Origin of the sequence: Roseibium sp. SCP14 (genome assembly GCF_040329475.1) — a bacterium.
Lineage (GTDB): Bacteria > Pseudomonadota > Alphaproteobacteria > Rhizobiales > Stappiaceae > Roseibium.
In genome coordinates, this window is sequence record NZ_JBDZYH010000002.1 from 733,632 (window position 1) to 754,843 (window position 21,212).

The 21,212-nt window shown below is 57.3% G+C and carries 22 protein-coding genes; 1 reads left to right on the forward strand and 21 read right to left on the reverse strand.

The features are described 5' to 3' along the window. Window positions 1–108: 108 nt before the first annotated feature. The 4 genes from ABLQ08_RS10615 to ABLQ08_RS10630 all read right to left on the reverse strand — a co-directional run bounded on the left by ABLQ08_RS10615 (window position 109) and on the right by ABLQ08_RS10630 (window position 4,003). On the reverse strand, window positions 109–1,158 hold the full coding sequence (locus ABLQ08_RS10615; protein WP_352941595.1) for a TRAP transporter substrate-binding protein: 1,050 nt from the start codon (window positions 1,156–1,158) through the stop codon (window positions 109–111). A 118-nt stretch (window positions 1,159–1,276) separates the two neighbouring features. Next, entirely contained in the window at window positions 1,277–2,617 is a 1,341-nt protein-coding gene (locus ABLQ08_RS10620; RefSeq protein ID WP_352941598.1) for a TRAP transporter large permease, read from the reverse strand. Beyond that, window positions 2,617–3,213: a TRAP transporter small permease subunit gene (locus ABLQ08_RS10625; protein WP_352941601.1), complete on the reverse strand. Its 597-nt coding sequence runs from the start codon at window positions 3,211–3,213 to the stop codon at window positions 2,617–2,619. Before ABLQ08_RS10625 ends, ABLQ08_RS10620 begins: the two co-directional genes overlap by 1 nt. After that, on the reverse strand, window positions 3,206–4,003 hold the full coding sequence (locus tag ABLQ08_RS10630; protein ID WP_352941603.1) for an N-formylglutamate amidohydrolase: 798 nt from the start codon (window positions 4,001–4,003) through the stop codon (window positions 3,206–3,208). Before ABLQ08_RS10630 ends, ABLQ08_RS10625 begins: the two co-directional genes overlap by 8 nt. 158 nt (window positions 4,004–4,161) lie before the next feature. Here ABLQ08_RS10630 and ABLQ08_RS10635 point away from each other — a divergent pair, with 158 nt between their 5' ends. Beyond that, window positions 4,162–5,031 carry a MurR/RpiR family transcriptional regulator gene (locus ABLQ08_RS10635; RefSeq protein ID WP_352941606.1) on the forward strand — a complete coding sequence of 290 codons (870 nt, stop codon included), beginning with the start codon at window positions 4,162–4,164 and terminating at the stop codon, window positions 5,029–5,031. 25 nt (window positions 5,032–5,056) lie between these two features. On the opposite strand, the gene hypE is transcribed toward ABLQ08_RS10635, so the two are convergent. The 17 genes from hypE to ABLQ08_RS10720 form a co-directional block, all read right to left on the reverse strand. Beyond that, on the reverse strand, window positions 5,057–6,094 hold the full coding sequence (hypE, locus tag ABLQ08_RS10640) for a hydrogenase expression/formation protein HypE (RefSeq protein WP_352941609.1): 1,038 nt from the start codon (window positions 6,092–6,094) through the stop codon (window positions 5,057–5,059). Beyond that, window positions 6,091–7,242: a hydrogenase formation protein HypD gene (gene hypD / locus ABLQ08_RS10645; RefSeq protein ID WP_352941611.1), complete on the reverse strand. Its 1,152-nt coding sequence runs from the start codon at window positions 7,240–7,242 to the stop codon at window positions 6,091–6,093. The genes hypE and hypD overlap by 4 nt, the downstream gene beginning before the upstream one ends. After that, window positions 7,239–7,508 carry a HypC/HybG/HupF family hydrogenase formation chaperone gene (locus ABLQ08_RS10650; RefSeq protein WP_352941614.1) on the reverse strand — a complete coding sequence of 90 codons (270 nt, stop codon included), beginning with the start codon at window positions 7,506–7,508 and terminating at the stop codon, window positions 7,239–7,241. The genes hypD and ABLQ08_RS10650 overlap by 4 nt, the downstream gene beginning before the upstream one ends. An 11-nt stretch (window positions 7,509–7,519) precedes the next feature. Beyond that, window positions 7,520–8,314, reverse strand: coding sequence for a hydrogenase nickel incorporation protein HypB (gene hypB, locus ABLQ08_RS10655; RefSeq protein WP_352941617.1), 795 nt, complete (start codon window positions 8,312–8,314; stop codon window positions 7,520–7,522). Continuing rightward, the gene (gene hypA / locus ABLQ08_RS10660) at window positions 8,314–8,655 is read right to left on the reverse strand and encodes a hydrogenase maturation nickel metallochaperone HypA (RefSeq protein WP_352941620.1); all 342 of its coding nucleotides are present in this window, start codon (window positions 8,653–8,655) and stop codon (window positions 8,314–8,316) included. Before hypA ends, hypB begins: the two co-directional genes overlap by 1 nt. Then, the gene (locus ABLQ08_RS10665; RefSeq protein ID WP_352941623.1) at window positions 8,648–9,106 is read right to left on the reverse strand and encodes a hydrogenase maturation protease; all 459 of its coding nucleotides are present in this window, start codon (window positions 9,104–9,106) and stop codon (window positions 8,648–8,650) included. The genes hypA and ABLQ08_RS10665 overlap by 8 nt, the downstream gene beginning before the upstream one ends. A gap of 64 nt (window positions 9,107–9,170) precedes the next feature. Further along, a complete protein-coding gene (locus ABLQ08_RS10670) occupies window positions 9,171–10,613 on the reverse strand; it encodes a Ni/Fe hydrogenase subunit alpha (protein ID WP_352941626.1) in 1,443 nt (480 codons plus the stop codon). Window positions 10,614–10,627: 14 nt separating this feature from the next. Then, on the reverse strand, window positions 10,628–11,197 hold the full coding sequence (locus ABLQ08_RS10675) for an NADP oxidoreductase (protein ID WP_352941629.1): 570 nt from the start codon (window positions 11,195–11,197) through the stop codon (window positions 10,628–10,630). Then, on the reverse strand, window positions 11,194–11,922 hold the full coding sequence (locus ABLQ08_RS10680) for a 2Fe-2S iron-sulfur cluster-binding protein (RefSeq protein ID WP_352941632.1): 729 nt from the start codon (window positions 11,920–11,922) through the stop codon (window positions 11,194–11,196). The genes ABLQ08_RS10675 and ABLQ08_RS10680 overlap by 4 nt, the downstream gene beginning before the upstream one ends. Next, window positions 11,919–13,799, reverse strand: a complete 1,881-nt coding sequence (locus ABLQ08_RS10685; protein ID WP_352941634.1) for an NAD(P)H-dependent oxidoreductase subunit E — start codon at window positions 13,797–13,799, stop codon at window positions 11,919–11,921. Before ABLQ08_RS10685 ends, ABLQ08_RS10680 begins: the two co-directional genes overlap by 4 nt. Before the next feature lie 207 nt (window positions 13,800–14,006). Continuing rightward, entirely contained in the window at window positions 14,007–16,319 is a 2,313-nt protein-coding gene (gene hypF / locus ABLQ08_RS10690; protein WP_352941637.1) for a carbamoyltransferase HypF, read from the reverse strand. A gap of 121 nt (window positions 16,320–16,440) precedes the next feature. Beyond that, window positions 16,441–17,598 carry a M56 family metallopeptidase gene (locus ABLQ08_RS10695; RefSeq protein ID WP_352941640.1) on the reverse strand — a complete coding sequence of 386 codons (1,158 nt, stop codon included), beginning with the start codon at window positions 17,596–17,598 and terminating at the stop codon, window positions 16,441–16,443. Beyond that, window positions 17,585–17,980 carry a BlaI/MecI/CopY family transcriptional regulator gene (locus ABLQ08_RS10700; protein WP_352941643.1) on the reverse strand — a complete coding sequence of 132 codons (396 nt, stop codon included), beginning with the start codon at window positions 17,978–17,980 and terminating at the stop codon, window positions 17,585–17,587. The genes ABLQ08_RS10695 and ABLQ08_RS10700 overlap by 14 nt, the downstream gene beginning before the upstream one ends. Before the next feature lie 181 nt (window positions 17,981–18,161). After that, window positions 18,162–18,440: a DUF2160 domain-containing protein gene (locus tag ABLQ08_RS10705; RefSeq protein WP_352941646.1), complete on the reverse strand. Its 279-nt coding sequence runs from the start codon at window positions 18,438–18,440 to the stop codon at window positions 18,162–18,164. Beyond that, window positions 18,440–19,237, reverse strand: a complete 798-nt coding sequence (locus ABLQ08_RS10710; RefSeq protein ID WP_352941649.1) for a carbohydrate ABC transporter permease — start codon at window positions 19,235–19,237, stop codon at window positions 18,440–18,442. Before ABLQ08_RS10710 ends, ABLQ08_RS10705 begins: the two co-directional genes overlap by 1 nt. A gap of 11 nt (window positions 19,238–19,248) precedes the next feature. Continuing rightward, a complete protein-coding gene (locus ABLQ08_RS10715) occupies window positions 19,249–20,115 on the reverse strand; it encodes a carbohydrate ABC transporter permease (RefSeq protein WP_352941652.1) in 867 nt (288 codons plus the stop codon). Further along, window positions 20,112–21,203, reverse strand: a complete 1,092-nt coding sequence (locus tag ABLQ08_RS10720) for an ABC transporter ATP-binding protein (RefSeq protein WP_352941655.1) — start codon at window positions 21,201–21,203, stop codon at window positions 20,112–20,114. The genes ABLQ08_RS10715 and ABLQ08_RS10720 overlap by 4 nt, the downstream gene beginning before the upstream one ends. Window positions 21,204–21,212: the final 9 nt, after the last annotated feature.

Genomic DNA, 21,212 nt, shown 5'->3' on the forward strand with positions numbered 1-21,212 from the left:
GCGGTTCGCATAGATGTCTTTTGGAAAAATTCCGGCCCGGAAAGTATGGGTCCGGGCCGGAAGTAGAGGTCACGCCGTCTTTCTGAAACCGGCGTGACCTGGGCCTCATCAGCTGTAGCGGTAAGGACGCCCAGCTTTCTGCATGTCGGCATTGTATTTCTTGAAGATGTCGACAACTTTTGCCTTCAACGGGGACTCGGAAGCGATTTCATCCCAGAAGGCTGTGGCGGCTTCTTCAACGGTCGCCCACTGCGCATCCGGAATGGACGTCAGTTCCATCTTGGTGCCGTTGACGCGCAGGGCTGCTTCACCGCCCCAGTACCACCACTGGCGATAGTAGTGAGACGCATCCATTGCCAGCTGAAGCATGGTTTTCAGATGATCCGGCAGTTCGTTCCAACGCTCCTGGTTGGCAAAGAACGATCCGGCCCATGCACCGGAGATGTTGTTGGTCAGGAAGTAGTTGGTCACGTCTGCCCAGCCAACGGTGTAGTCTTCGGTGATGCCGGACCAGGCAACGCCGTCGAGTTCGCCGGTCTGCACGGCAACCTCAATATCTTCCCAAGGCAGCGTCACCGGCACGACGCCGAACTGGCTCAGGAACCGGCCCGCCGTCGGGAAGGTAAAGACGCGCTTGCCCTGCAGGTCTTCCAGGGAGCGGATCGGGTCCTTGGTCGCGAAGTGGCAGGGATCCCATGCACCGGCGGAAATGTGCTTCACGCCGACCTTGGCATATTCCTCTTCCCAGATTTCCTTCAGGCCGTACTGGTTGAACAGTACCGGCACATCGAGGGAGTAACGGGAAGCAAACGGGAAGTAGCCACCGAAAACGGTCAGTTCGGTCGGCGACGCCATGGAGTCGTCATCGGACTGGACGGCGTCAATCGTGCCCTGCTGCATCGCGCGGAACAGCTCGCCGGTCGGGACCAGCTGGTCAGCGGTGTAAAGCTCGATTTCCATTTCGCCATTTGCCGCCTTGTTGAAGGCGTCGATATGCGGCTTGATCACGTGCTCGGCAAGAGCAGGACCGGCGTAGGTCTGCAAGCGCCACTTGATCGGCGACTGGCCGTGAACGGCAGGTGCTGCGAGCGTGGTTGCGCCAGCTGCTGCTGCCGCGCCAAAGCCGGCTTTTTTCAGAAAATCACGTCTGTTCTTCATCTCAGTTCCCCTAGGTTTCGGTTCAAATTCACTGCGGCCGACCGTTTTCCGGTTCTGTTCAATCCGCCATTAAAATCCGTTTCCTCCGGATATTCTTTTTATTGTCCCGCGCGCGCCCTTACCTGCCGTAGATTGCCTCTGGCAGCCAAAGCGCGATTTGCGGGAATGCCATTACGAGCACCAGTGCCAATGCCATCACCAGGACAAAGGGTGTGATCGACCCGTAAATGTCCCGCATCGTGATGTCCTTGGGCGCCATGGCCCGCATCAAAAACAGATTGTAGCCAAAGGGCGGCGTCATATAGGCGATCTGCGTGGTGATCGTGTAGAGAACACCGTACCAGATCAGCACTTCATTTCGAGGCATGCCAAGGTCCAGCGTTCCCACCAGAGGCACATAGAGCGGCGCAACGATCACCAGCATGGCCGTGTCATCGAGAAACGTTCCCATGACCAGGAAGGACAGCTGCATCAGGATGAGGATCATCCAGGGCGACAGTCCGAGCTGATCGGTGAAGAGGTTCTCGATCGCCTTCACGGCGCCCAGACCATCAAAGACGGCGCCGAAGCCGAGCGCTGCCAAGATGATCCACATGAACATGCACGAAATGCCGAGCGTGTTCTTCAGACACAGAATCAGGATGTCGAAGGTCATCCGGCGGCGGATGATGGACGCCAGCAACGCCGTCATTGCACCGATGGCCGAGGCCTCCACAAGGCTGGTCTTGCCCATCACGAAAGGCACCATCATGGCGGCAAAAATCACGATCGGCAGAATTCCTGCGAGCAGCAGATGGTACTTCTCGTCCTTGGATGCTTCACGTTCGTCTTCGCTGAGAGCCGGACCGAGTTCCGGCTGAATTCTGCAACGAACCGCGATATAGACGACGAACATGCCGGCCATCATCAGGCCCGGCATGATGCCCGCCAGCCAGAGCTGACCAACAGGTGCGCGTGCAATCATGGCATAAAGCACGAGAACCACCGATGGCGGTACGAGAATGCCGAGCGACGACCCTGCCTGAATCACCCCCGTGACCATGCGCTTGTCGTATTTTCGTTTCAAAAGTTCCGGCAATGCGATGGTCGCGCCGATGGCCATGCCCGCAACCGAAAGACCGTTCATCGCCGAGATCAGGACCATCAGCAGGATTGTGCCGATGGCCAGCCCGCCGTTTATCGGCCCCATCCAGACATGAAACATCTTGTAGAGGTCGTCGGCGATCTTGGTTTCCGACAGAACGTAACCCATGAAAATAAACATCGGCAGCGTCAGCAGCGGATACCATTTCATCAGCTTCATTGCCGCCGAGAACGGAATGTCACCACCACCCGTGCCCCAGAGCGCCAATGCAGCGATTGCGGCAATACCGCCGATAGCACCGAAGACCCGTTGCCCTGTCAGGAGCATCAGCATCATCGACGAGAACATGAGAAGAGCGATCATCTCATAGGACATCAGATCGTCACTCCCTTGATCCGGGCGATATCTTTCAAAAGTTCAGCAACACACTGAAGAAGCATAAGGAAAAATCCGAAAATCATGACGATCTTGATCGGCCAGAGATAGGGCCTCCAGGCGGTGGGGCTGCGTTCGATATACCCGAGCTTCTCACTTGCGGCTTCCGGCCCGCCGGTGACGAAGGCAGTGATCAGATCCCAATAGAAGACGAAGGGTTCCTTGCCGAAATATCCCAGCGAATAGGCAGTTGAATTCAGAGCGCCGTAAAGAAGCACTCCAAGATAGAAAAGCAACAGCAGCACCGTGAACGCATCAAACCAGGCTTTCTTCTTCAAGCTCCACTCGGCGTAAAAAAGATCCATCCTGACATTGGACCCAAGTTGGATCGAGTAAGGTCCGCCGAGAATGTAGTAGGCCACCATCGCGAATTGCGCGACTTCCAGGGTCCAGAGCGAGGGGTTGAAGAACGTCTTCGAAATGGAGGACCAGAGCAGAATGCCGGCCATGACGAAAACGCCCCACATGATGATCTTGCCGAGACGGCGGTTGAAACCGTCCACCATGCGGACATAGAAGCAGGCAGCTTTAAGCATCAGTACCTCCTCCGGCATTTGCGGATCCGGACTGTGCTGCCCGGGTCAGGATAGGTGCCAGCATTTCGGTCCACCGCGCTTCTTCCTCCGCCGTTTTCACTTCGTCGTTGCGGATTTCTATCATCAGGCAAGGCAAATGCCGATCTTCGCCATGACGCCTGATGGTGTAATAGACCCCGTCAGAAGGAGCATAGGGTTCGTTGTCCCCGACAGTCAGGTCGCCGCGCTCCTTCAGGCCCGCCAGAACGGGATCGGCCAGGCGACGGTCATTGTCGTAGATCAGCCCGATTTCCCAAGGCCTGCTATTGCCTTTGAAGACCGGCGTGAAGGAGTGGATGGAGACGACAGCCGACGGCACCCCCCGCTCCTTGCGCTGGTCGAGCACCTTGTCGATCGCGTTGTGAAACGGCCGGTGCACCAGATCTAGGCGGAAGTTCTTTTCGTCTTCGGAAAGATCGCAATTGCCGGCAATCTGCGTCGTTTCGCTCATGCTGGGAATCAGATCGGTCCGGTTCTCTTCCCTGTTACAGTCGATGACCAGCCGGGAAATCGTTGTGTAGACCAAAGGAGCGTCGAGCTGCTCTGCCAAACCCTTGGCCACGCCCAACGCACCCGGATCCCAGGCAATGTGAGCTGATTTGTCCGTATCGGAAACACCGAGAGATTCGTCATAGGGAGGCGGAAAGAAATTGGAAGCATGATCGCACAAGATCACAAAAGGGCCCGTCCCTTCTGCGTTTTCAACTGCGACAGCCCTGGCCATTCCGCCTGTCTGAGGGCTCACTCCCATTCCCCACTCCCCGATCATTTCAGGTTGGCAAGTTTGTAATGTTTATTACAGGATTGCCGACAAAACCAAGATCTGTAATATTTGATACGCAGATTGATGCCGCTGTCAAATGAAATTCGACAGAACGGATCGCAAAAACGCTTTTGGGGAACAGGCTCATGGAACGCCCTCTTTTGGAAGACATTCGCGACCGACTTGACGAATTCACAACCACTGAAAAGAAGGCGGCACATGCACTGATGGCCAACTATCCGATGCAGGGCCTCGGGACGGTTGCGCAATTCGCGGAGGCAGCCGGGGTCAGCTCTCCCACCATCCTGCGTTTTGTCGGCAGACTGGGGTTTCCGGGCTTTGCAGAGTTCCAGAAGAAATTGCGCGGAGAACTGCAGAGCCAGCTCAATTCCCCTCTCGCCCGCAGCGCCAGCATGCCGGAAGATCCGGACGGCGACCCCCATGTCAGCCAGCTGCTTGAGAACGTACGCGAGACCTTCGCCCACCTGCCGAAGGGCGAACTTGAAAGCCTGGTCAAACTGCTGTCTGACGAGCGCAAGACCATTCATCTGATCGGCGGCCGTTTTACCGATGGTCTGGCCAGATACATGGCCGCGCATCTCCGGATCGTCCGCTCCAACGTCACTCACATTGCCGGCCAGCAGGGCAATTGGCTCGACCAGCTGCTTGGCATGGGACCCAAGGACGTCATTCTGGTCTTCGATATCAGGCGCTATCAAGCGGAAATCATCCAGTTTGCGGAAGCAGCTGCCAAACAAGGATCAACAGTCGCCCTGGTCACCGACAGCTGGATGTCCCCGATCGGTCGGATTGCAAGCTACGTGCTTCCGGCAAGGGTTGCAGTGCCCTCACCATGGGATTCGTCCCTTGCACTGATGGCGATCGCCGAGGTGTTGATTGCCGGGGTGACAAGACAGAACCAGCAACGGGCCCAGGAACGCATGCGCGCGCTTGAAGCCCTTAGAAACGAAGTTGACCCGTCCTCCGAGGGCCGATTGGCAGGTCCCGACATCTGATTGCCGCTTGGCAATGTCCAGACCGTCAGCAGATCCTGGGCAGTTGCTCACCGGATAGCCAGTCCACCACCCGCGCACCGCCAAAACCGGTTTGCATGACGACCATGTGGTCATTGTCTTCAATGACTTGGCCTATCTGCGCCGCTTGCTGACCGAGCGGATGGGCGTGCATGATCTCCAGCAACCTCGCGGCATCGGCAGCGTCACAGATGCAGACCAGCTTGCCTTCATTGGCGACATAGAGCGGATCAAGCCCCAACAGCTCACAAGCCGCAGCGACATCTGCCCGCACGGGAATGGCCTCTTCGTTCAACACAACCCCCACGCCGGATGCGTGTGCAATCTCGTTGAGCGCCGTTGCAAGCCCTCCGCGGGTGGGATCCCGCAACACCGATATGCCCGGCACGGCCTCGATCAGGTCTCCAACAAGACCGTGAAGGGCGGCGCTGTCGGAACATATTTCCGTTTCGAACTCCAGGTTCTCACGCTTTGAAAGAATGGCAACGCCGTGGTCACCAATGGAACCTGAGATCAACACCGCCTGCCCGGGCTTTGCTCTCATCGGAGAAATGGAAACGCCGTCGGCCAGGACCCCAATCCCCGTGGTGGTAATGAAAACACCGTCGCCCTTTCCCTTTTCCACCACCTTGGTATCCCCGGAAACGACAGGGACCCTCGCCTCGCGCGCAGCGTTCGCCATGGAGATGACGATCCGTTCCAGGTCTGCCAGCGGAAACCCCTCTTCCAGAATGAAACTGGCGGTCAGGGATAACGGTCTGGCACCGGCCATCGCCACATCGTTCAACGTTCCGTGCACCGACAGCGAACCGATGTCGCCACCTGGAAAGAAAAGTGGCGAGACCACATGCGCATCCGTCGAAACCACCAGCCGGCCGGAAGGCATTTCAAGAACGGCTGCATCATGCCCTTGATCCAGAACGGGGTTCTTGAGATGGCGATGAAACAGATCTTCGATAAGATCTGCCATTGCGCGCCCGCCGCCGCCATGGGTCATGTCCACGGTGCCGGATGCCGGACCTGAGGACCTTTCGTGTTCGCTCATGCAGCAGCTCCCCGGGGAACAGCTCCCGCTGCACGTTTTCGCCCGTAGGTCCAATAGGCTGCGCAGGCGCCTTCTGAAGACACCATACAGGCGCCAACCGGATTTTCAGGAGTGCAGGTGGTGCCGAAAAGCTTGCAGTCCGTCGGTTTCTTGACACCGCGCAGAACTGCAGGGCACTCGCAGGACTTCACCTCGCGGGACTGTTTCGCACTGATGGTGAAACGTTTTTCCGCATCGAATTCTGAAAAACCCTCCCGGATTTTCAATGCACTTTCAGGCACGGTGCCCAGCCCACGCCACTCAAATTCCCTGCGCAGTTCCAGAACACTTGCGACGATGTCCTGAGCCTTGCGATTTCCTTCACGCGTGACAACACGCGTGTACTGGTTTTCCACCTCGTGCCGTCCCTCATTGATCTGACGGATCAACATCAACGTCGATTGCATGACATCCAGCGGTTCGAAACCTGCAATAACCACCGGCTTCCTGAAGTCTCGCGCAGCCGGTTCGTAAGGCTCAGATCCGATAATGGAACTGACATGGGAGGGGCCAAGAAATCCGTCGATCCGAACCGGTGTCTCTCCCGGTTCGACCGGAGCCCTGACGATATGCGTGATGGCTGGAGGCGTCAGCACGTGATTGCAGAACACGGAAAAGTTCGTCAGGCCTTCTGCTTTCGCCTGCAACAAGGCGACTGCCGTTGGTGGTGTTGTCGTCTCAAATCCGATGGCAAAGAAGACAACCTCGCGGCCGCGATTTTCCCGGGCGATCTTGAGGACATCCTGCGTGGAATAGACCATGCGGATGTCAGCACCTTCCGCCTTGGCCTTGATCAGGCTTTTCTGTTTCGTACCCGGCACACGCATCATGTCGCCGTAGGTGCACAGGATCACGTCATGATGCAGCGCAAGTTCAATCGCATCATCGAGCCGCCGAACCGGCAGGACGCAGACCGGACACCCCGGTCCATGCACAAAGTTCACGTTCTCCGGAACCAGATCCTGAACCCCATACCGAAAGATCGCGTGGGTATGCCCTCCGCAAAACTCCATCAGATGATAGACGCGATCAGATCTCGCTTCCTTGGCAATCGCGCTTGCCAGCTTCCGCGCCAGGGAACCGTCTCGAAATTCGCTGACATATTTCATGAGGTTGCCTCCGCCGAGGCATCCGCTGCCAATTCCTCCAGTTCGTCAGCCAGCACTCCGGCTTCTGCCATCAGCCGCAACGTTCGTTCGGCTTCTTCTTCACTGAGCTTGTGCAGGGCATACCCAACATGAACGAGGACATAGTCTCCAACAGTCACGTCCTCCAGCAGCGCTGTCGAAACGGGTTTGCGGATACCTTCCAATGCAACGGTCGCCATATCATCGGCGTCAACGGAAACAACCCTGGCAGGAATGGCAAGACACATGATTGAAACTCCTATTCGGCAGCTTGTCCGTGGGACGTGCCTGCCATCTGCGATGCAAGTGCGCTCCTTAGCCAGTCGAGCCAGTCTTGCATGCCTTCGCCAGTGCGTGCGGAAACCTGAAGAATTCTGATTGCCCGGTTGATGCGTTTTGCATTGGCAATCGCGTCTTCGACACTAAAATCGAGATGGGGAAGCAGATCCGTCTTGTTGAGGACCATCACGTTTGCACTCGCGAAAATATCCGGATACTTCAACGGCTTGTCTTCTCCTTCCGTGACCGAAAGGATCACGACCCTGAAGGCCTCACCGAGGTCGAACGCAGCAGGACAGACCAGATTGCCGACATTTTCGACAAAGAGAACACCACCTCCTTCCAGTGGCAGTTTCTCCAGCGCATGCCCGACCATATGAGCATCGAGATGACACCCCTTGCCGGTGTTGATCTGCACGGCAGGTGCACCGGTCGCCCGAATGCGATCGGCATCGTTGGAGGTTTGCTGATCGCCCTCGACAACAGCAACCGGCACTTCCCCCTTCAGTCTCTCCAACGTCTCCACGAGGAGCGTGGTCTTGCCTGATCCCGGGCTGGATACCAGGTTGAGCGCGAGCACTCCTTTGTCAATGAAGTGCTGCCTGTTACGCTCGGCATAGGTTTTGTTCTTGCCCAGAATATCGGCCTCGACCTGAATGAGCCGCGACTGGCTCATCCCCGGCGCCGACACTCCGGCCTCGTCTTGACCGAAGTGAACGTGGCCCTTTTCGTGTATGTGTTCGTGCGTGTCGCCGCAACCACAAACGGTACACATCACACCACCTCCAATTCGCGAATTTTCAGTTCTTCTCCGCTGGTGACCTGCAGCGTCTCCGAACCGCATTCCGGGCAAGTGTCGAACCGCTGCCGGACCGGCACCGTCTTGAAGCAGGACAGGCAGAGTGCCTCAGCCGGTGGCCTGGAAATTTCAAGCACCGCACCTTCCGCTAGAGACCCTTTCATGACCACGTCAAAGCCGAACCGGAGAGCGTCCGGCTCAACACAGGAGAGCGGTCCGATGTCGACGCAGACACGCCGCACTTGCTTGAAACGGTCCTTGGCTGCCCGATCTTTCAAAATATCCAGGATGCTTTCGCACAATGACATTTCATGCATGCGCCGCCTCCTTTTCGGACGTCTGTTCCTGCAGCCATTTCAGAAAAAAGGCTTCAGCTTCTGCCAGATTCGCAGCCGCTTTTTCCGAAAGCCCTTCTTTGACGTCGCCAAAATCATATCCGGTTATCCCGAGAATGAAGGAACGCGGCGAAGCTCCGTACAAAGTTGCCGAAAGGGCCAGAACCGTCTCCGGTGTGAAACTGTGGCTCCCCAGTATTTCAGGAGAACCCGGCTCGAGTTCTGTGAACGAGAAGCTCTCCTGCCTGCCAATTTCAGCGTCCACAAACACCACCAGATCATGAGCGGACACCGCCAGCGCATGTTCAGCAAACAGTTGATAATCGGTATCGACCTCCAGCTCGGGCAGACCGCGCGCGGCCATGCTTTCTGAAAAAGCCGGGCCAAGCCCGTCATCCCCGCGTCCTGGATTTCCATATCCGATCAGAAGCATCTTTCGCCTGAACCTGCCTGTGTTTCTTACGGTGTTTTGTGGTCCACTCAGTCTCCCGTTGCGCTCAAATCGACTGTGTCCTGCTGTCGACCAAACCTCCGTCCGCGCCGAACAATTCCACCTGCAGCGGCATCTGGCCGAGTGCGTGGGTCGCGCAGGACAGACACGGATCATAAGCCCGGATCGCCACCTCGACATGGTTGAGCATGCCTTCGGTGATCGTCTCGTGACCGGACAGATGCTTGACGGCGACATCCTTGACGGCCCGGTTCATGCCTTCGTTGTTGTGGGTCGTCGAGACAATCAGATTGCAGTAGGTGACCTGGTCATGCTCATCGACCCGGTAGTGATGGATCAGATTGCCGCGTGGCGCTTCAATGACGCCGATCCCTTCTTCACGGCGATCACCCTTGGCGATCAGATCCGTCCCCTGCAGGTCAGGGTCGTTCAGCAGTTCGCGGATCTTCTCAACGCAATGCAGAACCTCGATCATGCGCGCCCAGTGATTTGCAAGTGTCGAATTGTTCGGCGATCCGCCGGTGACCGCTTTCAGGTCCTTGTGCGCCACTTCGGCCAGAGGGGTATCGATGAAGCTTGCCGTGTTCATACGGGCCAGAGGCCCGACCCGGTACCACCCAGCCTCGGGTCCAAGTTCGGTAATGAACGGGAACTTCATGTACGACCAGGAACGAACATCCTCCACGATCAGCTCGTGATAACGGGTGTAAGGCATCTGATCGAAGATCATGTCACCAGTGGAACTCAGCGCCCGTAAATTGCCGTGGTAAAGGTCCAGGGCACCGTCACCTTCGCGCACCAGGGACATGTAGTTGGAAGGAAATGAGCCGAATTCGGCCACGAGATCCTCGTGCTCCAAAGTGTAATCGCGCGCAATCTTGACCGCATCCAATGCCCACTCGATCATCTCGTCGATGGACCCCAGAAAATGATCGCGCTGCTGAATGCTGAGGTTCCTGTTGATGCCTCCGGGGACAGCGCCGGTTCCGTGGATTTTCTTGCCCGCCGTCGCCTCGATGATTTCCTGACCATACTTGCGCATCAGTACAGCGCGCTTGCCCAACTCAGGTTTTTCCTTGATCACCTCAAAAATATTGCGCTTTTCAGCCGGCGCACCGAAACCGAACAGAAGGTCCGGCGCTGCAAGATGGAAGAAATGCAGGACGTGGCTTTGCATCACCTGACCGTAATGCATCAACCGACGCATTTTTTCCCCGGTCGGTGTCAGCTGGTCGACACCTGCGATCATGTCCATGGCCTTTGCCGCAGCCAGGTGATGACTTACAGGACAGATGCCGCAGAGCCGTTGGACGATGACCGGCACTTCCCACATCAGCCGCCCACGGATGAATCGTTCAAAACCCCGGAATTCGACAATATGCAGACGTGCCTCTTCGACATTGTTTTCACCATCCAGATGAATGGTCACCTTGCCGTGGCCCTCCACCCGGGTGACCGGAGAGATTTCAATCATTCTGGGTTCAGCCATCTTGATCTCCCTGCCTAGTCGAACTTGATCATTTCAGGTTCAAAGCCGCGGAACCTTCCGGTCAGCAGCTTGGAAAGCGTGTCAAAAATGATATCGCCACTCGGTGCGCATCCCGGTATCTGATAGTCGATTTGAACCACCTCGCTGCAGGGATAAACCTCATCGAGCAGGAGCGGCAGTGCTGGATCATTGGGCACGTTGTGGGTGGTGTTGCGGATGTAACGGCCGGTGATATAGGCCTCGTCCAGGCATTCGCGCAAAGGCGCATCGGAATGCATGATCGCGTTTCGCATGGCGGGAAGCCCTCCCATGATCGCGCACTGTCCGAGCGCGATCAACGTATCGCAATTGCGCCGGAAGTCCTGCAGCACATGCACGTTTTCCTCGTTGCAACAGCCCCCTTCGATGATGCCGATGTCACAGCGCTCGGTGAACCGCTTCTTGTCGGTCAGAGGTGACCGGTCGACCTCCACCAGCTTCATCAACTCGATCAGGCGCTCGTCTATGTCCAGGATAGCCATGTGGCAGCCGAAACACCCTGCCAGCGAGGCGGTCGCGATCCGGGCCTTGGGAAGCTCGCTCATTTGCGCTTCTCCTCGATCTCGTGACCGATCACCCCCTTGTCGAACTCGCGCTCACCGATAGGGGTGACGAACCCGACACGCTTGCGAATGATGCAGCCGACCGGGCAGACTTCCTTGGAGATGGCGTGATCCGTTATTTCCGCATCCGTGTCGGCCAGATTTTCGCCATTCACGGCAACACGACGGTGAATGCCTCGCCCGACATAGCCGAAAACGCCCTTGCCATCGACATCCTGCGAGGCCCGGATACAGCGGCCACAACTGATGCAGCGATTGGTATCGAGCGCGATATCGGGATGCGAGGCATCGAGCGCGCGGCAGGGCTCCAGATAGGGGAACCGGGTAGTCTCCGTCATGTCCAGTCGATAGGCCATTGCCTGCAATTCGCAATTGCCGCTGGCCTCGCAGATCGGGCAAAGGTGATTGCCCTCGTGAAACAGCATCTCGACCAGATCGCGTCGCATCTTGTTCAGGTGCGCGGTCTCGTTCTCAACTGCCTGACCGGGGGCAGCCGGTTGCGTGCATGCGGCGACGCTGCGCCCTCCTGCCTTGACGGTACACACCCTGCAACTGCCCTGGTGGCGCAGTCCCTGATGGTCACACAGGCGGGGAATGTACACGCCCACCTCATCGGCAGCCTCCATGATCGTCTGACCCGCATAGGCCGTGACTTCCACCCCATCGATGGTGAAGGAGAAGCCGGTTTCCTTCTTTGTCCCGCTCATTGCGTGAAATCCCTGTCGAAGATGTAGGACCGGCGCTTGGCAATCTTGCGCGCGCCATCGATGGCCGACTGGATGTCGAACGTATCCCGGATGCCGTCCTTGTTCGGCTTGGTGACCGCCGAATAAACAAGCGGGAAATTCTCCAGGGTCGTCAGAACGGGATTGGGCGACGTCATGCCGAGGCCGCAACGGCTGGTCTCGATGATCGTGCCGGAAAGATCCTTCAGGTATTCAACGTCTTCCGGGTTGGCGAGGCCCTTGCGGAATTTCTGGATCGCCTTCTGCAGAAAGACATTGCCGACCCGGCAGGGCGTGCAGTAGCCACAACTCTCATGCACGAAGAACGACATGTAGTATTCGACGATTTCCAGGATATTGCGTTCACCGTTGAAGATGATGATTGCACCGCCGGTCGCAAGATCGTCAAAAGTGAGTTTTCGATGAAAGCTGTCGCGGGCAATCATCGTGCCGCTTGGTCCCCCCACCTGCACAGCGGCAGCATCTTCCCCGCCGACCCGTTCCAGGATTTCCCAAACGGTGTGTCCATAGGGCAGTTCGTAAATGCCGGGGTTCAGGCAATCGCCGCAAATGGAAAAAAGTTTGGTGCCGTGCGACCCATCCGTTCCCATGTCATGGAACCATTGCGCCCCGCGATCGAGAACTCGGGCAGCATGACAGAAGGTCTCCACGTTGTTGACCACGGTCGGATAGCCGAGATAACCGCGATTGACGGGAAAGGGAGGACGGGTTTTCGGCTCACCCGGCAACCCCTCGCAGGAGCTTATCAGCGCACCTTCCTCGCCGCAGATATAGGCACCGGCACCCAGTTGCAGGCGAACGTCGAAATTGTAGCCCTTGATGCCCAGGATGTCCCGGCCCAGCAAGCCCCGCCGCCGCCGGTCCTCCAGAACCTGTTCCAGGTGTTCGCGCAGATAGACATATTCCCCACGCAGATAAAGGATGCCCTCTCGCGCGCCCACCGCGCGTGCTGCAATGGTCATACCTTCAATGACGAGATGCGGACGCTCCGTCAAAAGCACCCGGTCCTTGAAGGTGCCCGGCTCGCCTTCATCCGCATTGCAGATCACGAAGTGTTTCTCGGCCCGTTCACTGGCAGCAAAGCGCCACTTTCTGCCGGTGGCAAACCCGGCCCCACCGCAGCCGCGCAGCCCGCTTTCTTCAATTGCGGATATGATCTGTGTCGGCCTCATGCCTGCGGCCTTGTTCAACCCGGCCTCATCCGGCACCGGACCAAGCAGCACCTCCCCTGCATGCCGGATGTTGTTGTCCACCATCCGCAGGGCCTGCTCGAGGGGTGTCAAATTGCCAAATCGATCGCTGACAAGTTGTTCCGGTGTTTGGCCTGCCTTCAGGGCTTCGGCGCAAGCCTTCGCCGTTTCAGGTGTCAGCCTGGTCAGCACCACGTCATTGATCATCGCGGCAGGCGCCTGATCACACATGCCAATGCAAGGGGTGTATTCCAGGGAGAACCTGCCGTCTGGTGACGTTTCCCCTACAGCAACACCGAGCGCTTCTTCAAAAGCGGATGTGACGGCTTCAAGTCCCGCGTAGCGATCCACGATGTCGTCGCACAGCCGGACCGTGATCTGTCCTTTGGGAGTTAGTGACAGGAAAGAATAGAAACTTGCAACGCCTTCGACTTCGATCCGGGTCAGGTCCGTTTCTGCAGCGATCAGGTCCATGCTTGACGCGGATATGCAGCGAAACCGATCCTGCACTTCGCGCAGAATATCCAGCATGCGATGCTTGTCATTGCCGAAGGCCCCGCAGATCCTGGAGATCTCGTCAGCAGATGCAGGAGCAACTTCTCGCCCGGGGCCGTTCACCCCGCCGGAACCACCGCGACCATTTTCCATGGCGCATCCTCTCCCAATTTTCAGGTGCGGCGCGTCACCGCTGAAATCAATTTGAAAGGGATGGACGTCTCCATGCAACCGGAAACTGCCAATCCGATCATAAAAACCTCGAACACCCTTACGTTTTCAAAGGAGAGGGTTATGGTCAATGAGGCATGTCAACGTGTCGGGTTCGAAGATGAATTTCAGAAAATCAATGCATACCCATCAGCGTGCGAAATGGCGCGCTGCTGCAACAACCGCCTGACCGAGGGCCAATCCACCATCATTGGCAGGAACAAGCGTCTGGTTCAGAACCTCATGACCGCTTGCTTTCAGTCGTGAGGTTACTCCGTCACGCAGAATGGCGTTCTGAAAGGCGCCGCCGGAGAGCACGATGCGATCGGCTGGCCGCGCACCAGACTGCTCCAGGGCCGACACCAGCCCGTCGATCAATCCGAGATGGAAACGTGCTGCAATCCTTCCGGCAGAAACACTGCTCTTGAGATCGCCGATCAGTGCCATCCAAAGCTCCTGGAACGATATGACGACGGGAAGCGACGTCGACACCTGGAACGGATATCCCTGCTCCGTGCGCATGTGCGGCCGGGCCAGAGTTTCAAGAAGCATTGCAGCCTGACCTTCGTAGCTTTGACAGTCAAACCTGATCCCGAGAGCAGCTGCAACGCTATCAAACAACCGGCCAGCGGAGGAAGACAGCGGTGCATTGACGCCTCTTTCGATCATCCGATTGAGCAGTTCCAACGGCTTTGCTTGAACAGCATCGCGCAATCGGGTTCCGTGCAGTCGGTCGAGATAATCTGGACCGAAAGTTGTGTGAAGATGCGCTGCAAGGTTCCTCCAGGGCTCCCGCACCGCCGCATTTCCACCCGGCAAGGGAACCGGACGGAAATGACCCAGTCGCGTGAAGCCGGACAAATTCCCTTTCAGAAATTCTCCTCCCCAGACCGTACCGTCCTCACCCCAACCAAGACCATCAAGTATGCACCCGAAAACGGGGTGACTGAGGACCATCGGGTTTTGCTGTTCGGCAAGACAGGCTGCCATGTGGGCGTGGTGGTGCTGCACATCAACGAGTTTGGCTCCGAACTCCTTTGCAAGCGCCTTTCCGTGCGTCGTCGAAAGATACTGCGGATGGCAGTCGACAGCGACGATCTGCGGACGGAACTGATAGAGATCGCAGTAGAGCCGCAGCATCTTCTTGTAGTCGGCAAATGTCGCTGCATCTTCCAGATCCCCGATATGCTGCGACAGGACTGCATTGCGGCCGTTCAAAAGACAGAAAGCGGACTTCAGCTCACCTCCCATGGCAAGCACCTTTGGCGCAGCTGCAAATGTCTGCGGCAGGTGAATGGGTACGGGCGCAAGGCCACGGGCCCTGCGCAGAACCGTGGGGCCGGATCCATCGAGCCTCAGCACACTATCATCGAGCCGATTGACGATCTCGCGGTCGTGCATCAGAAGCCCGTCGACAATTCCTTCCAGACCGCGCCTTGCCTGGTCATTGTCTGTCTCCTGCGGGTTTTCAGACAAGTTGCCTGATGTCAGTACGATCGGCCGATCGAGCTGTCCAAGAAGCAGATGATGCAGAGGCGTATTCGGCAACATGAAGCCAAGCCGGTCGTGACCATCTGCAATGCCGTGCGCAAGCTGCTCTCCGTCTTTTTGCAAAAGCAGGATCGGTGCAGCGGAACTCTCAAGCAGATCCGCCTCCTCATCGGACAAATGGCAATAGGAGCGGATCTGATGAAGATCCCGGGCCATCAACGCCAGAGGCTTGTCCGGTCTTAGCTTGCGCCGGCGCAGCTCCTCTACGGCCCTCTCGTTGCCAGCATCCACGGCAATCTGGAATCCGCCCAGACCCTTGATCGCCAGGATTTCTCCTGCGTGTAGTCGATTGGCTGCGGCCGCGACCGGATTACCGGAAACGGCTTCACCACCCGATGTTTCGAACCATAGTTTTGGACCACATTCCGGACAGGCGATTGGCTGCGCGTGAAACCGGCGGTCTTCGGGATTTTCGTATTCCGCGCGGCACTCCTCGCACATCGGAAAATCCGCCATGGAGGTCGAGGTCCGGTCATACGGAATGTGCCGCAAGATCGACAGGCGGGGCCCGCAATGTGTGCAATTGGCAAACGCATATCCATGCCGGCGGTCTGCCGGGTTCAGGACCTCTGCAAGGCATTCCGGACAGGTGGCGGCATCCGGAACAGCACCTGTTGCAACCTCGCTCTCGTGACTTTCTTGGATCAGGAACTCGCCGGCATGCAGGTCACCGGAAATCTCAGCAAGTTCGATCTGATCGATACGCGCCAGCACCGGCAAGTCGTCACTTAACCGGTCTAGGAATGTCCCGACCGCAACAGCAGATCCGCACACCTCGATCAGAACACCACGCCCGTCATTGAGGACATATCCGGACAGCGACAGGTCCCGCGCCAGCTTCCAGACGAACGGCCGGAAACCCACACCCTGCACCAATCCCTTTACCCGAACGCGTTTGCCGATCTGTGTCACGTGCTGAAACGACCTTCAAAAAAGCTGCTCCTTTCAGAGCCGAATTGGCACCTGAAATCAAGCAGCTTCCAAAGCGTCCGGCGGGATCTGCAGGAGCCGGGCAGCAAGCTGCCCGGATTGATCAGCGTAGCGGACGTTGCCCGAAGGAATTGATCGTTTCCAGCCGCTCCAGGTTGACGATGGCAGAAAGCATCAAACGGTCCTGGCTCCAGTCGGCAGGTTTCTGGATGGACATCGAGATCAGCAGGATCACGGCGATCATCGGCAGAACAGCAAGGCAGGCAAGCCCCCAATGCGGGCGAAGACGGTTCGTTTCCAGAAGGGCTTCGACCCGGCGCCGGAGCTTCTGGGCAGGCGACCGGCGTAGCAGACGATCCTGCACTTCGAGCAGGGCCACAGAAGCGACATTGCCCACACGATCACGGGCGGTCTGTGCCTGCCGCTTGCGCAATCCTGCCTGCGCGGCACGCAGCAGGCACATGCAGTAAGCCTTCAGGTCGACCTGGCTGTGTTCGGCAACCTTCTGGTCGCAAGCCAGCTCACGCAGCCTCTCGACCTCCGACTTCCAGACATAGAAGAACGGATTCCAGAAGAAGAATGGCCGCAGAAGCTCCAGACCGATTTCCCAGGCAACATCACCCTGACGCAGATGTTGAAACTCGTGCTTGAGGACAAGTTTCAGGTCGTCAGGCTTTGCCAGCAGCTCCGATGGAACGACGACATAATGGCGAATGAGCCCACGGGCCGAGAACGGGACAATTGCCCTGTCGGACAACAGAAGCTGCACCCGGCCGTTCCGGCGCCAGTCATGGCAGGTCGAAAGCATCCGGTTCAAACGCACGAAGTTGATGACCAGTCGCGTTCCAAAACCAATGAAGCCGGCAATCAGGAACAATGCAATGCCGAGCCCCAGACCGGGAGTCATCGTCAGGATGCTCTCGGTGAAGCGACTTCGAAGTCCCAGGAGCGCCTGAAAGTCTTCCGCCGGAAGAGCAATGCCGCCACGCAGGTACTGCGAGACCGCATAATCCGCCAGATTGATCGAAAGCGCTGCGGGAACCATTTCCACCACCAGCAAGTGCTGATAAACGGCAACGACTGCCGGAGACAGGATGATGACAGCAAAAAGCCCGTTCAAAAGTCCCAGTTGCACCGTGAATGCAAGCCGTCTTCCGAAGCGGGCCATACTCAGCTTGACCGTCAACCACACCACCGCCGTAAGGGCCAGCGTGATGTTCAGATCAATGTAAATGTCAAAGACCTGGTTAAGTAGCGTCATCTGTCCTCCTCCTGTCCAGCAACGCTCTAATTTCCTCCAGATCGTTCTCCGATAGTTCGTATTCATCAACGAGCCGCGCCACCAGAGATGCGGGCGTGCCGTCGAACAGCTTGTCAGAAAGATTTCTGAGAGAACGGGACTGGTAGGTGTCCTTGGTCAGCCGAGGGGAATAGATGAATGTTTTGCCTTCTTTCCGGCTGTCCACGAAGCCTTTTTCATCCAGGATCCGCATGATGGTGGCACAGGACGTATAGGCCAGTTTTCTCTCCGGCGGCAGACATGCAAGGATGTCCCGCACGGAGCCCTCGCCGAGCTTCCAGAGTTCGGTCATGAACTCCAGTTCGACTTCGGTCAAAAACTCGTTGCTTTTACGCTTTCTCATTACTGCCCTGCACCGATTGCGGTATGGATGTGGCCAGGAGCGAGAGATATCAGACTGTCTCTGATTGACGTCCTCTCCCCCCAACGCACCTATTCATGCACCATAAAATCAAAAATTACTATTCTTTTAGTCGTCAAACATTCAATGCCATGCCCCGACAATCAGGGGCATGGCAGTATGGTCAAACCTTCCAGAAGCAGAACACACCCCAGCCAAGGCTAAGTGCCAGTGGCCACCAGAGCGGATAGCCGATCAGGCCCAGCCAGGCGAGGAAGATATAGGCGGTTCCGAGCAACGTTATGAAGAGACGGTCGCCCCGTGTCGTCGTCAGCCCCAGAACTCCCCGGCGGGCATCCCCACCCGGAAACTTGATTTCCAGAACCGTCAGGATGCCAACAGCCGTGAAGATCCCGACAAACAGAAGCGCCGTCGGCCATGTCCATGCCATCCAGCCAAGCATTACACCCTCCCCAGGGCAAAGCCCTTGGCAATGTAGTTACGGACAAAGTAGATGACGATGGCGCCGGGAATGATGGTCAGGGTCCCGGCGGCCGCCAGAAGCCCGAGTTCATAACCGGCGGAGGAAGCGGTCCGGGTCATCACGGCGGCAATTGGTTTGGCGGCGACCGCAGTCAGCGTCTTGGCCAGCAGCAGCTCCACCCATGAGAACATGAAGCAGAAGAAGGCAGCGACACCAACGCCGGACTTGATCGCAGGCAGGAAGATCGTCACGAAGAACCTCGGGAAGGAATATCCGTCCACATAGGCTGTTTCATCCAGCTCCTTTGGCACGCCCGACATGAACCCTTCCAGGATCCAGACCGCCAGAGGCACGTTGAAGAGGCAGTGAGCGAGCGCGACAGCAATGTGCGTGTCGAACAGACCGACGGCCGAATAGAGCTGAAAGAACGGCAGGGCGAAGACGGCGGCGGGCGCCATCCGGTTGGTCAGCAGCCAGAAGAACAGCTGCTTGTCGCCGACAAAGGAATAGCGCGAGAACGCATAGGCGGCAGGCAGTGCCACCAGAACGGAGATCACCGTGTTCATCGTCACGTAGATGATGGAGTTGATGTATCCCCAGTACCAGGTCGGATCCGTGAAGATCTCGATATAGTTGGCAAACGTCCAGGTTTGCGGAAACAGGGAGAACCCGGCCAGAATCTCGTTCGTGGTCTTGAAGCTCATCGCGACGAGCCAGTAGATCGGCAACATCAGGAAGAGGATGTAAAGCGCGGGAACCAGGCTTTTCATGCGCATGATGGTTCTCCTCAGGATTTGTTATCGTTCAACGTCATCAGCGTGTAGAACAGCCAGGAGGCGAACAGCGTGATGGCGAAGTAGATGAGCGACATGGCAGCTGCCGGACCGAGGTCGAACTGACCAAGAGCAATCTTCACCAGGTCGATGGAAAGCAACGTGGTGGAGTTACCCGGTCCGCCACCGGTCAGAACGAACGGCTCGGTGTAGATGTTGAAACTGTCCATGAAGCGCAGCAGAACCGCGATGGTCAGAACAGTCTTCATCTTGGGCAGCTGGATGAAGCGGAAGATGGCCCAGTTCGAAGCGCCATCGATTTCGGCAGCCTGGTAATAGGCGTTCGGTATTGAAACCAGACCGGCATAGGCCAGCAGGACCACGAGCGATGTCCAGTGCCAGACATCCATGATGATGATGGTCACCCAGGCAGCAACCGGGTCCTGGGTCATGTCATAGGAAATGCCCAGTGTGTGGTTCATGAAATATCCGAGCAGACCGATGTCCGGCAGAGTGAAGATGTTCCACATTGCACCGACCACGTTCCACGGGATCAGCATCGGCAGAGCCATCGTCACAAGACAGAACGGAACCCACGGCCCCTTCTTCGGCATGGCGAGCGCAATCGCGATCCCCAACGGCACCTCGATGATCAGGATCATGAAAGTGAAGAAGAATTGTCGGCCGAGCGCATTATGGAAACGTTCGGATTTCAGCACCTGCTCGAACCAGTCCAACCCCTGCCAGAAGAACAGGTTGTCGCCAAAGGTTTCCTGGACCGAGTAGTTGACAACGGTCATCATCGGAATGAGAGCGTTGAACGCCACCAGCAGCAACACCGGCGTCACGAACCACCACGCGCGTTGATTTTGGGTCTTCATTGGGCACCCTCCCCTGGCGTGCTTGCCAGCCAGCCGTCTTTGTAAAGCCGGGTCTGGGACTGTTTGAATTCAAGGCTCACGGCATCACCGGCACTCGGTGCATCGCCGTCCAGGATTGCATGAACACGGCTGTCATGGGCAATGGCTTCCACCACTTTGTGGCGTCCGATATCCGCAACCTTGCGAACCTGGGCGGCAATGCCGTTGCCGTTGGTCGACACGGATACGAACTCCGGACGAATGCCGATTTCCGCTGCCCCGTTGCTGACCCCGCTGGCAGGTCCTTCCAGGCGGATCTGTTCACCGCCGAAGAAGGCCGCGCCATCCCGGACATCGCAGGGAAGCACGTTCATGCCCGGCGAGCCGATAAAGTGACCCACGAAGGTGTGGGCGGGCCGCTCGAACAGTTCCACGGGAGTGCCGATCTGGACGACTTCACCTTCCTGCATCACCACCACCTGATCGGCGAAGGTCAGCGCTTCGGTCTGGTCGTGGGTCACATAGATCATGGTCGCCTTCACCCGCTGATGAAGCTCCTTCAGCTTGGAGCGAAGCTTCCATTTCAGATGCGGATCGATCACGGTCAGCGGTTCATCGAACATGACGACATTGACGTCTTCACGAACGAGGCCTCGGCCCATGGAAATCTTCTGCTTGTTGTCGGGTGACAGGTTTGCAGCCCGCGTCGACAGCATGTCGGTGACTTCCAGCATCTCGGCAATCGAAGTGACACGGCGCTTGACGATGTCTTCATCCCGCCCGCGGTTGCGAAGCGGAAAAGCCAGATTGTCGTACACGGTCATGGTGTCGTAGATGACAGGAAACTGGAACACCTGCGCAATGTTGCGCTTTGCCGGCGGCAATGCCGTCACATCCTGATCGTTGAACAGGATCTTGCCTTCAGAAGGCACAAGCAGACCGGAAATGATGTTCAGCAGTGTGGACTTGCCGCAACCCGATGGTCCGAGAAGCGCATAAGCACCGCCGTCTTCCCAGGTCAGGTCGATCTTCTTCAGCGCATAATCCGCATCGCTTTGCGGATTGGGCTGATAGCTGTGCCGCAGGTTGGAGAGTTTGATTTGTGCCATGAGTTCTCT

Bases quoted from the DNA above. Each gene is read 5' to 3' on its own strand.
- ABLQ08_RS10615 (WP_352941595.1), bottom strand. From the start codon at position 1,158: ATGAAGAACAGACGTGATTTTCTGAAAAAAGCCGGCTTTGGCGCGGCA.
- ABLQ08_RS10620 (WP_352941598.1), bottom strand. From the start codon at position 2,617: ATGTCCTATGAGATGATCGCTCTTCTCATGTTCTCGTCGATGATGCTG.
- ABLQ08_RS10625 (WP_352941601.1), bottom strand. From the start codon at position 3,213: ATGCTTAAAGCTGCCTGCTTCTATGTCCGCATGGTGGACGGTTTCAAC.
- ABLQ08_RS10630 (WP_352941603.1), bottom strand. From the start codon at position 4,003: ATGGGAGTGAGCCCTCAGACAGGCGGAATGGCCAGGGCTGTCGCAGTT.
- ABLQ08_RS10635 (WP_352941606.1), top strand. From the start codon at position 4,162: ATGGAACGCCCTCTTTTGGAAGACATTCGCGACCGACTTGACGAATTC.
- hypE (WP_352941609.1), bottom strand. From the start codon at position 6,094: ATGAGCGAACACGAAAGGTCCTCAGGTCCGGCATCCGGCACCGTGGAC.
- hypD (WP_352941611.1), bottom strand. From the start codon at position 7,242: ATGAAATATGTCAGCGAATTTCGAGACGGTTCCCTGGCGCGGAAGCTG.
- ABLQ08_RS10650 (WP_352941614.1), bottom strand. From the start codon at position 7,508: ATGTGTCTTGCCATTCCTGCCAGGGTTGTTTCCGTTGACGCCGATGAT.
- hypB (WP_352941617.1), bottom strand. From the start codon at position 8,314: ATGTGTACCGTTTGTGGTTGCGGCGACACGCACGAACACATACACGAA.
- hypA (WP_352941620.1), bottom strand. From the start codon at position 8,655: ATGCATGAAATGTCATTGTGCGAAAGCATCCTGGATATTTTGAAAGAT.
- ABLQ08_RS10665 (WP_352941623.1), bottom strand. From the start codon at position 9,106: ATGCTTCTGATCGGATATGGAAATCCAGGACGCGGGGATGACGGGCTT.
- ABLQ08_RS10670 (WP_352941626.1), bottom strand. From the start codon at position 10,613: ATGGCTGAACCCAGAATGATTGAAATCTCTCCGGTCACCCGGGTGGAG.
- ABLQ08_RS10675 (WP_352941629.1), bottom strand. From the start codon at position 11,197: ATGAGCGAGCTTCCCAAGGCCCGGATCGCGACCGCCTCGCTGGCAGGG.
- ABLQ08_RS10680 (WP_352941632.1), bottom strand. From the start codon at position 11,922: ATGAGCGGGACAAAGAAGGAAACCGGCTTCTCCTTCACCATCGATGGG.
- ABLQ08_RS10685 (WP_352941634.1), bottom strand. From the start codon at position 13,799: ATGGAAAATGGTCGCGGTGGTTCCGGCGGGGTGAACGGCCCCGGGCGA.
- ABLQ08_RS10695 (WP_352941640.1), bottom strand. From the start codon at position 17,598: ATGACGCTACTTAACCAGGTCTTTGACATTTACATTGATCTGAACATC.
- ABLQ08_RS10700 (WP_352941643.1), bottom strand. From the start codon at position 17,980: ATGAGAAAGCGTAAAAGCAACGAGTTTTTGACCGAAGTCGAACTGGAG.
- ABLQ08_RS10705 (WP_352941646.1), bottom strand. From the start codon at position 18,440: ATGCTTGGCTGGATGGCATGGACATGGCCGACGGCGCTTCTGTTTGTC.
- ABLQ08_RS10710 (WP_352941649.1), bottom strand. From the start codon at position 19,237: ATGCGCATGAAAAGCCTGGTTCCCGCGCTTTACATCCTCTTCCTGATG.
- ABLQ08_RS10715 (WP_352941652.1), bottom strand. From the start codon at position 20,115: ATGAAGACCCAAAATCAACGCGCGTGGTGGTTCGTGACGCCGGTGTTG.
- ABLQ08_RS10720 (WP_352941655.1), bottom strand. From the start codon at position 21,203: ATGGCACAAATCAAACTCTCCAACCTGCGGCACAGCTATCAGCCCAAT.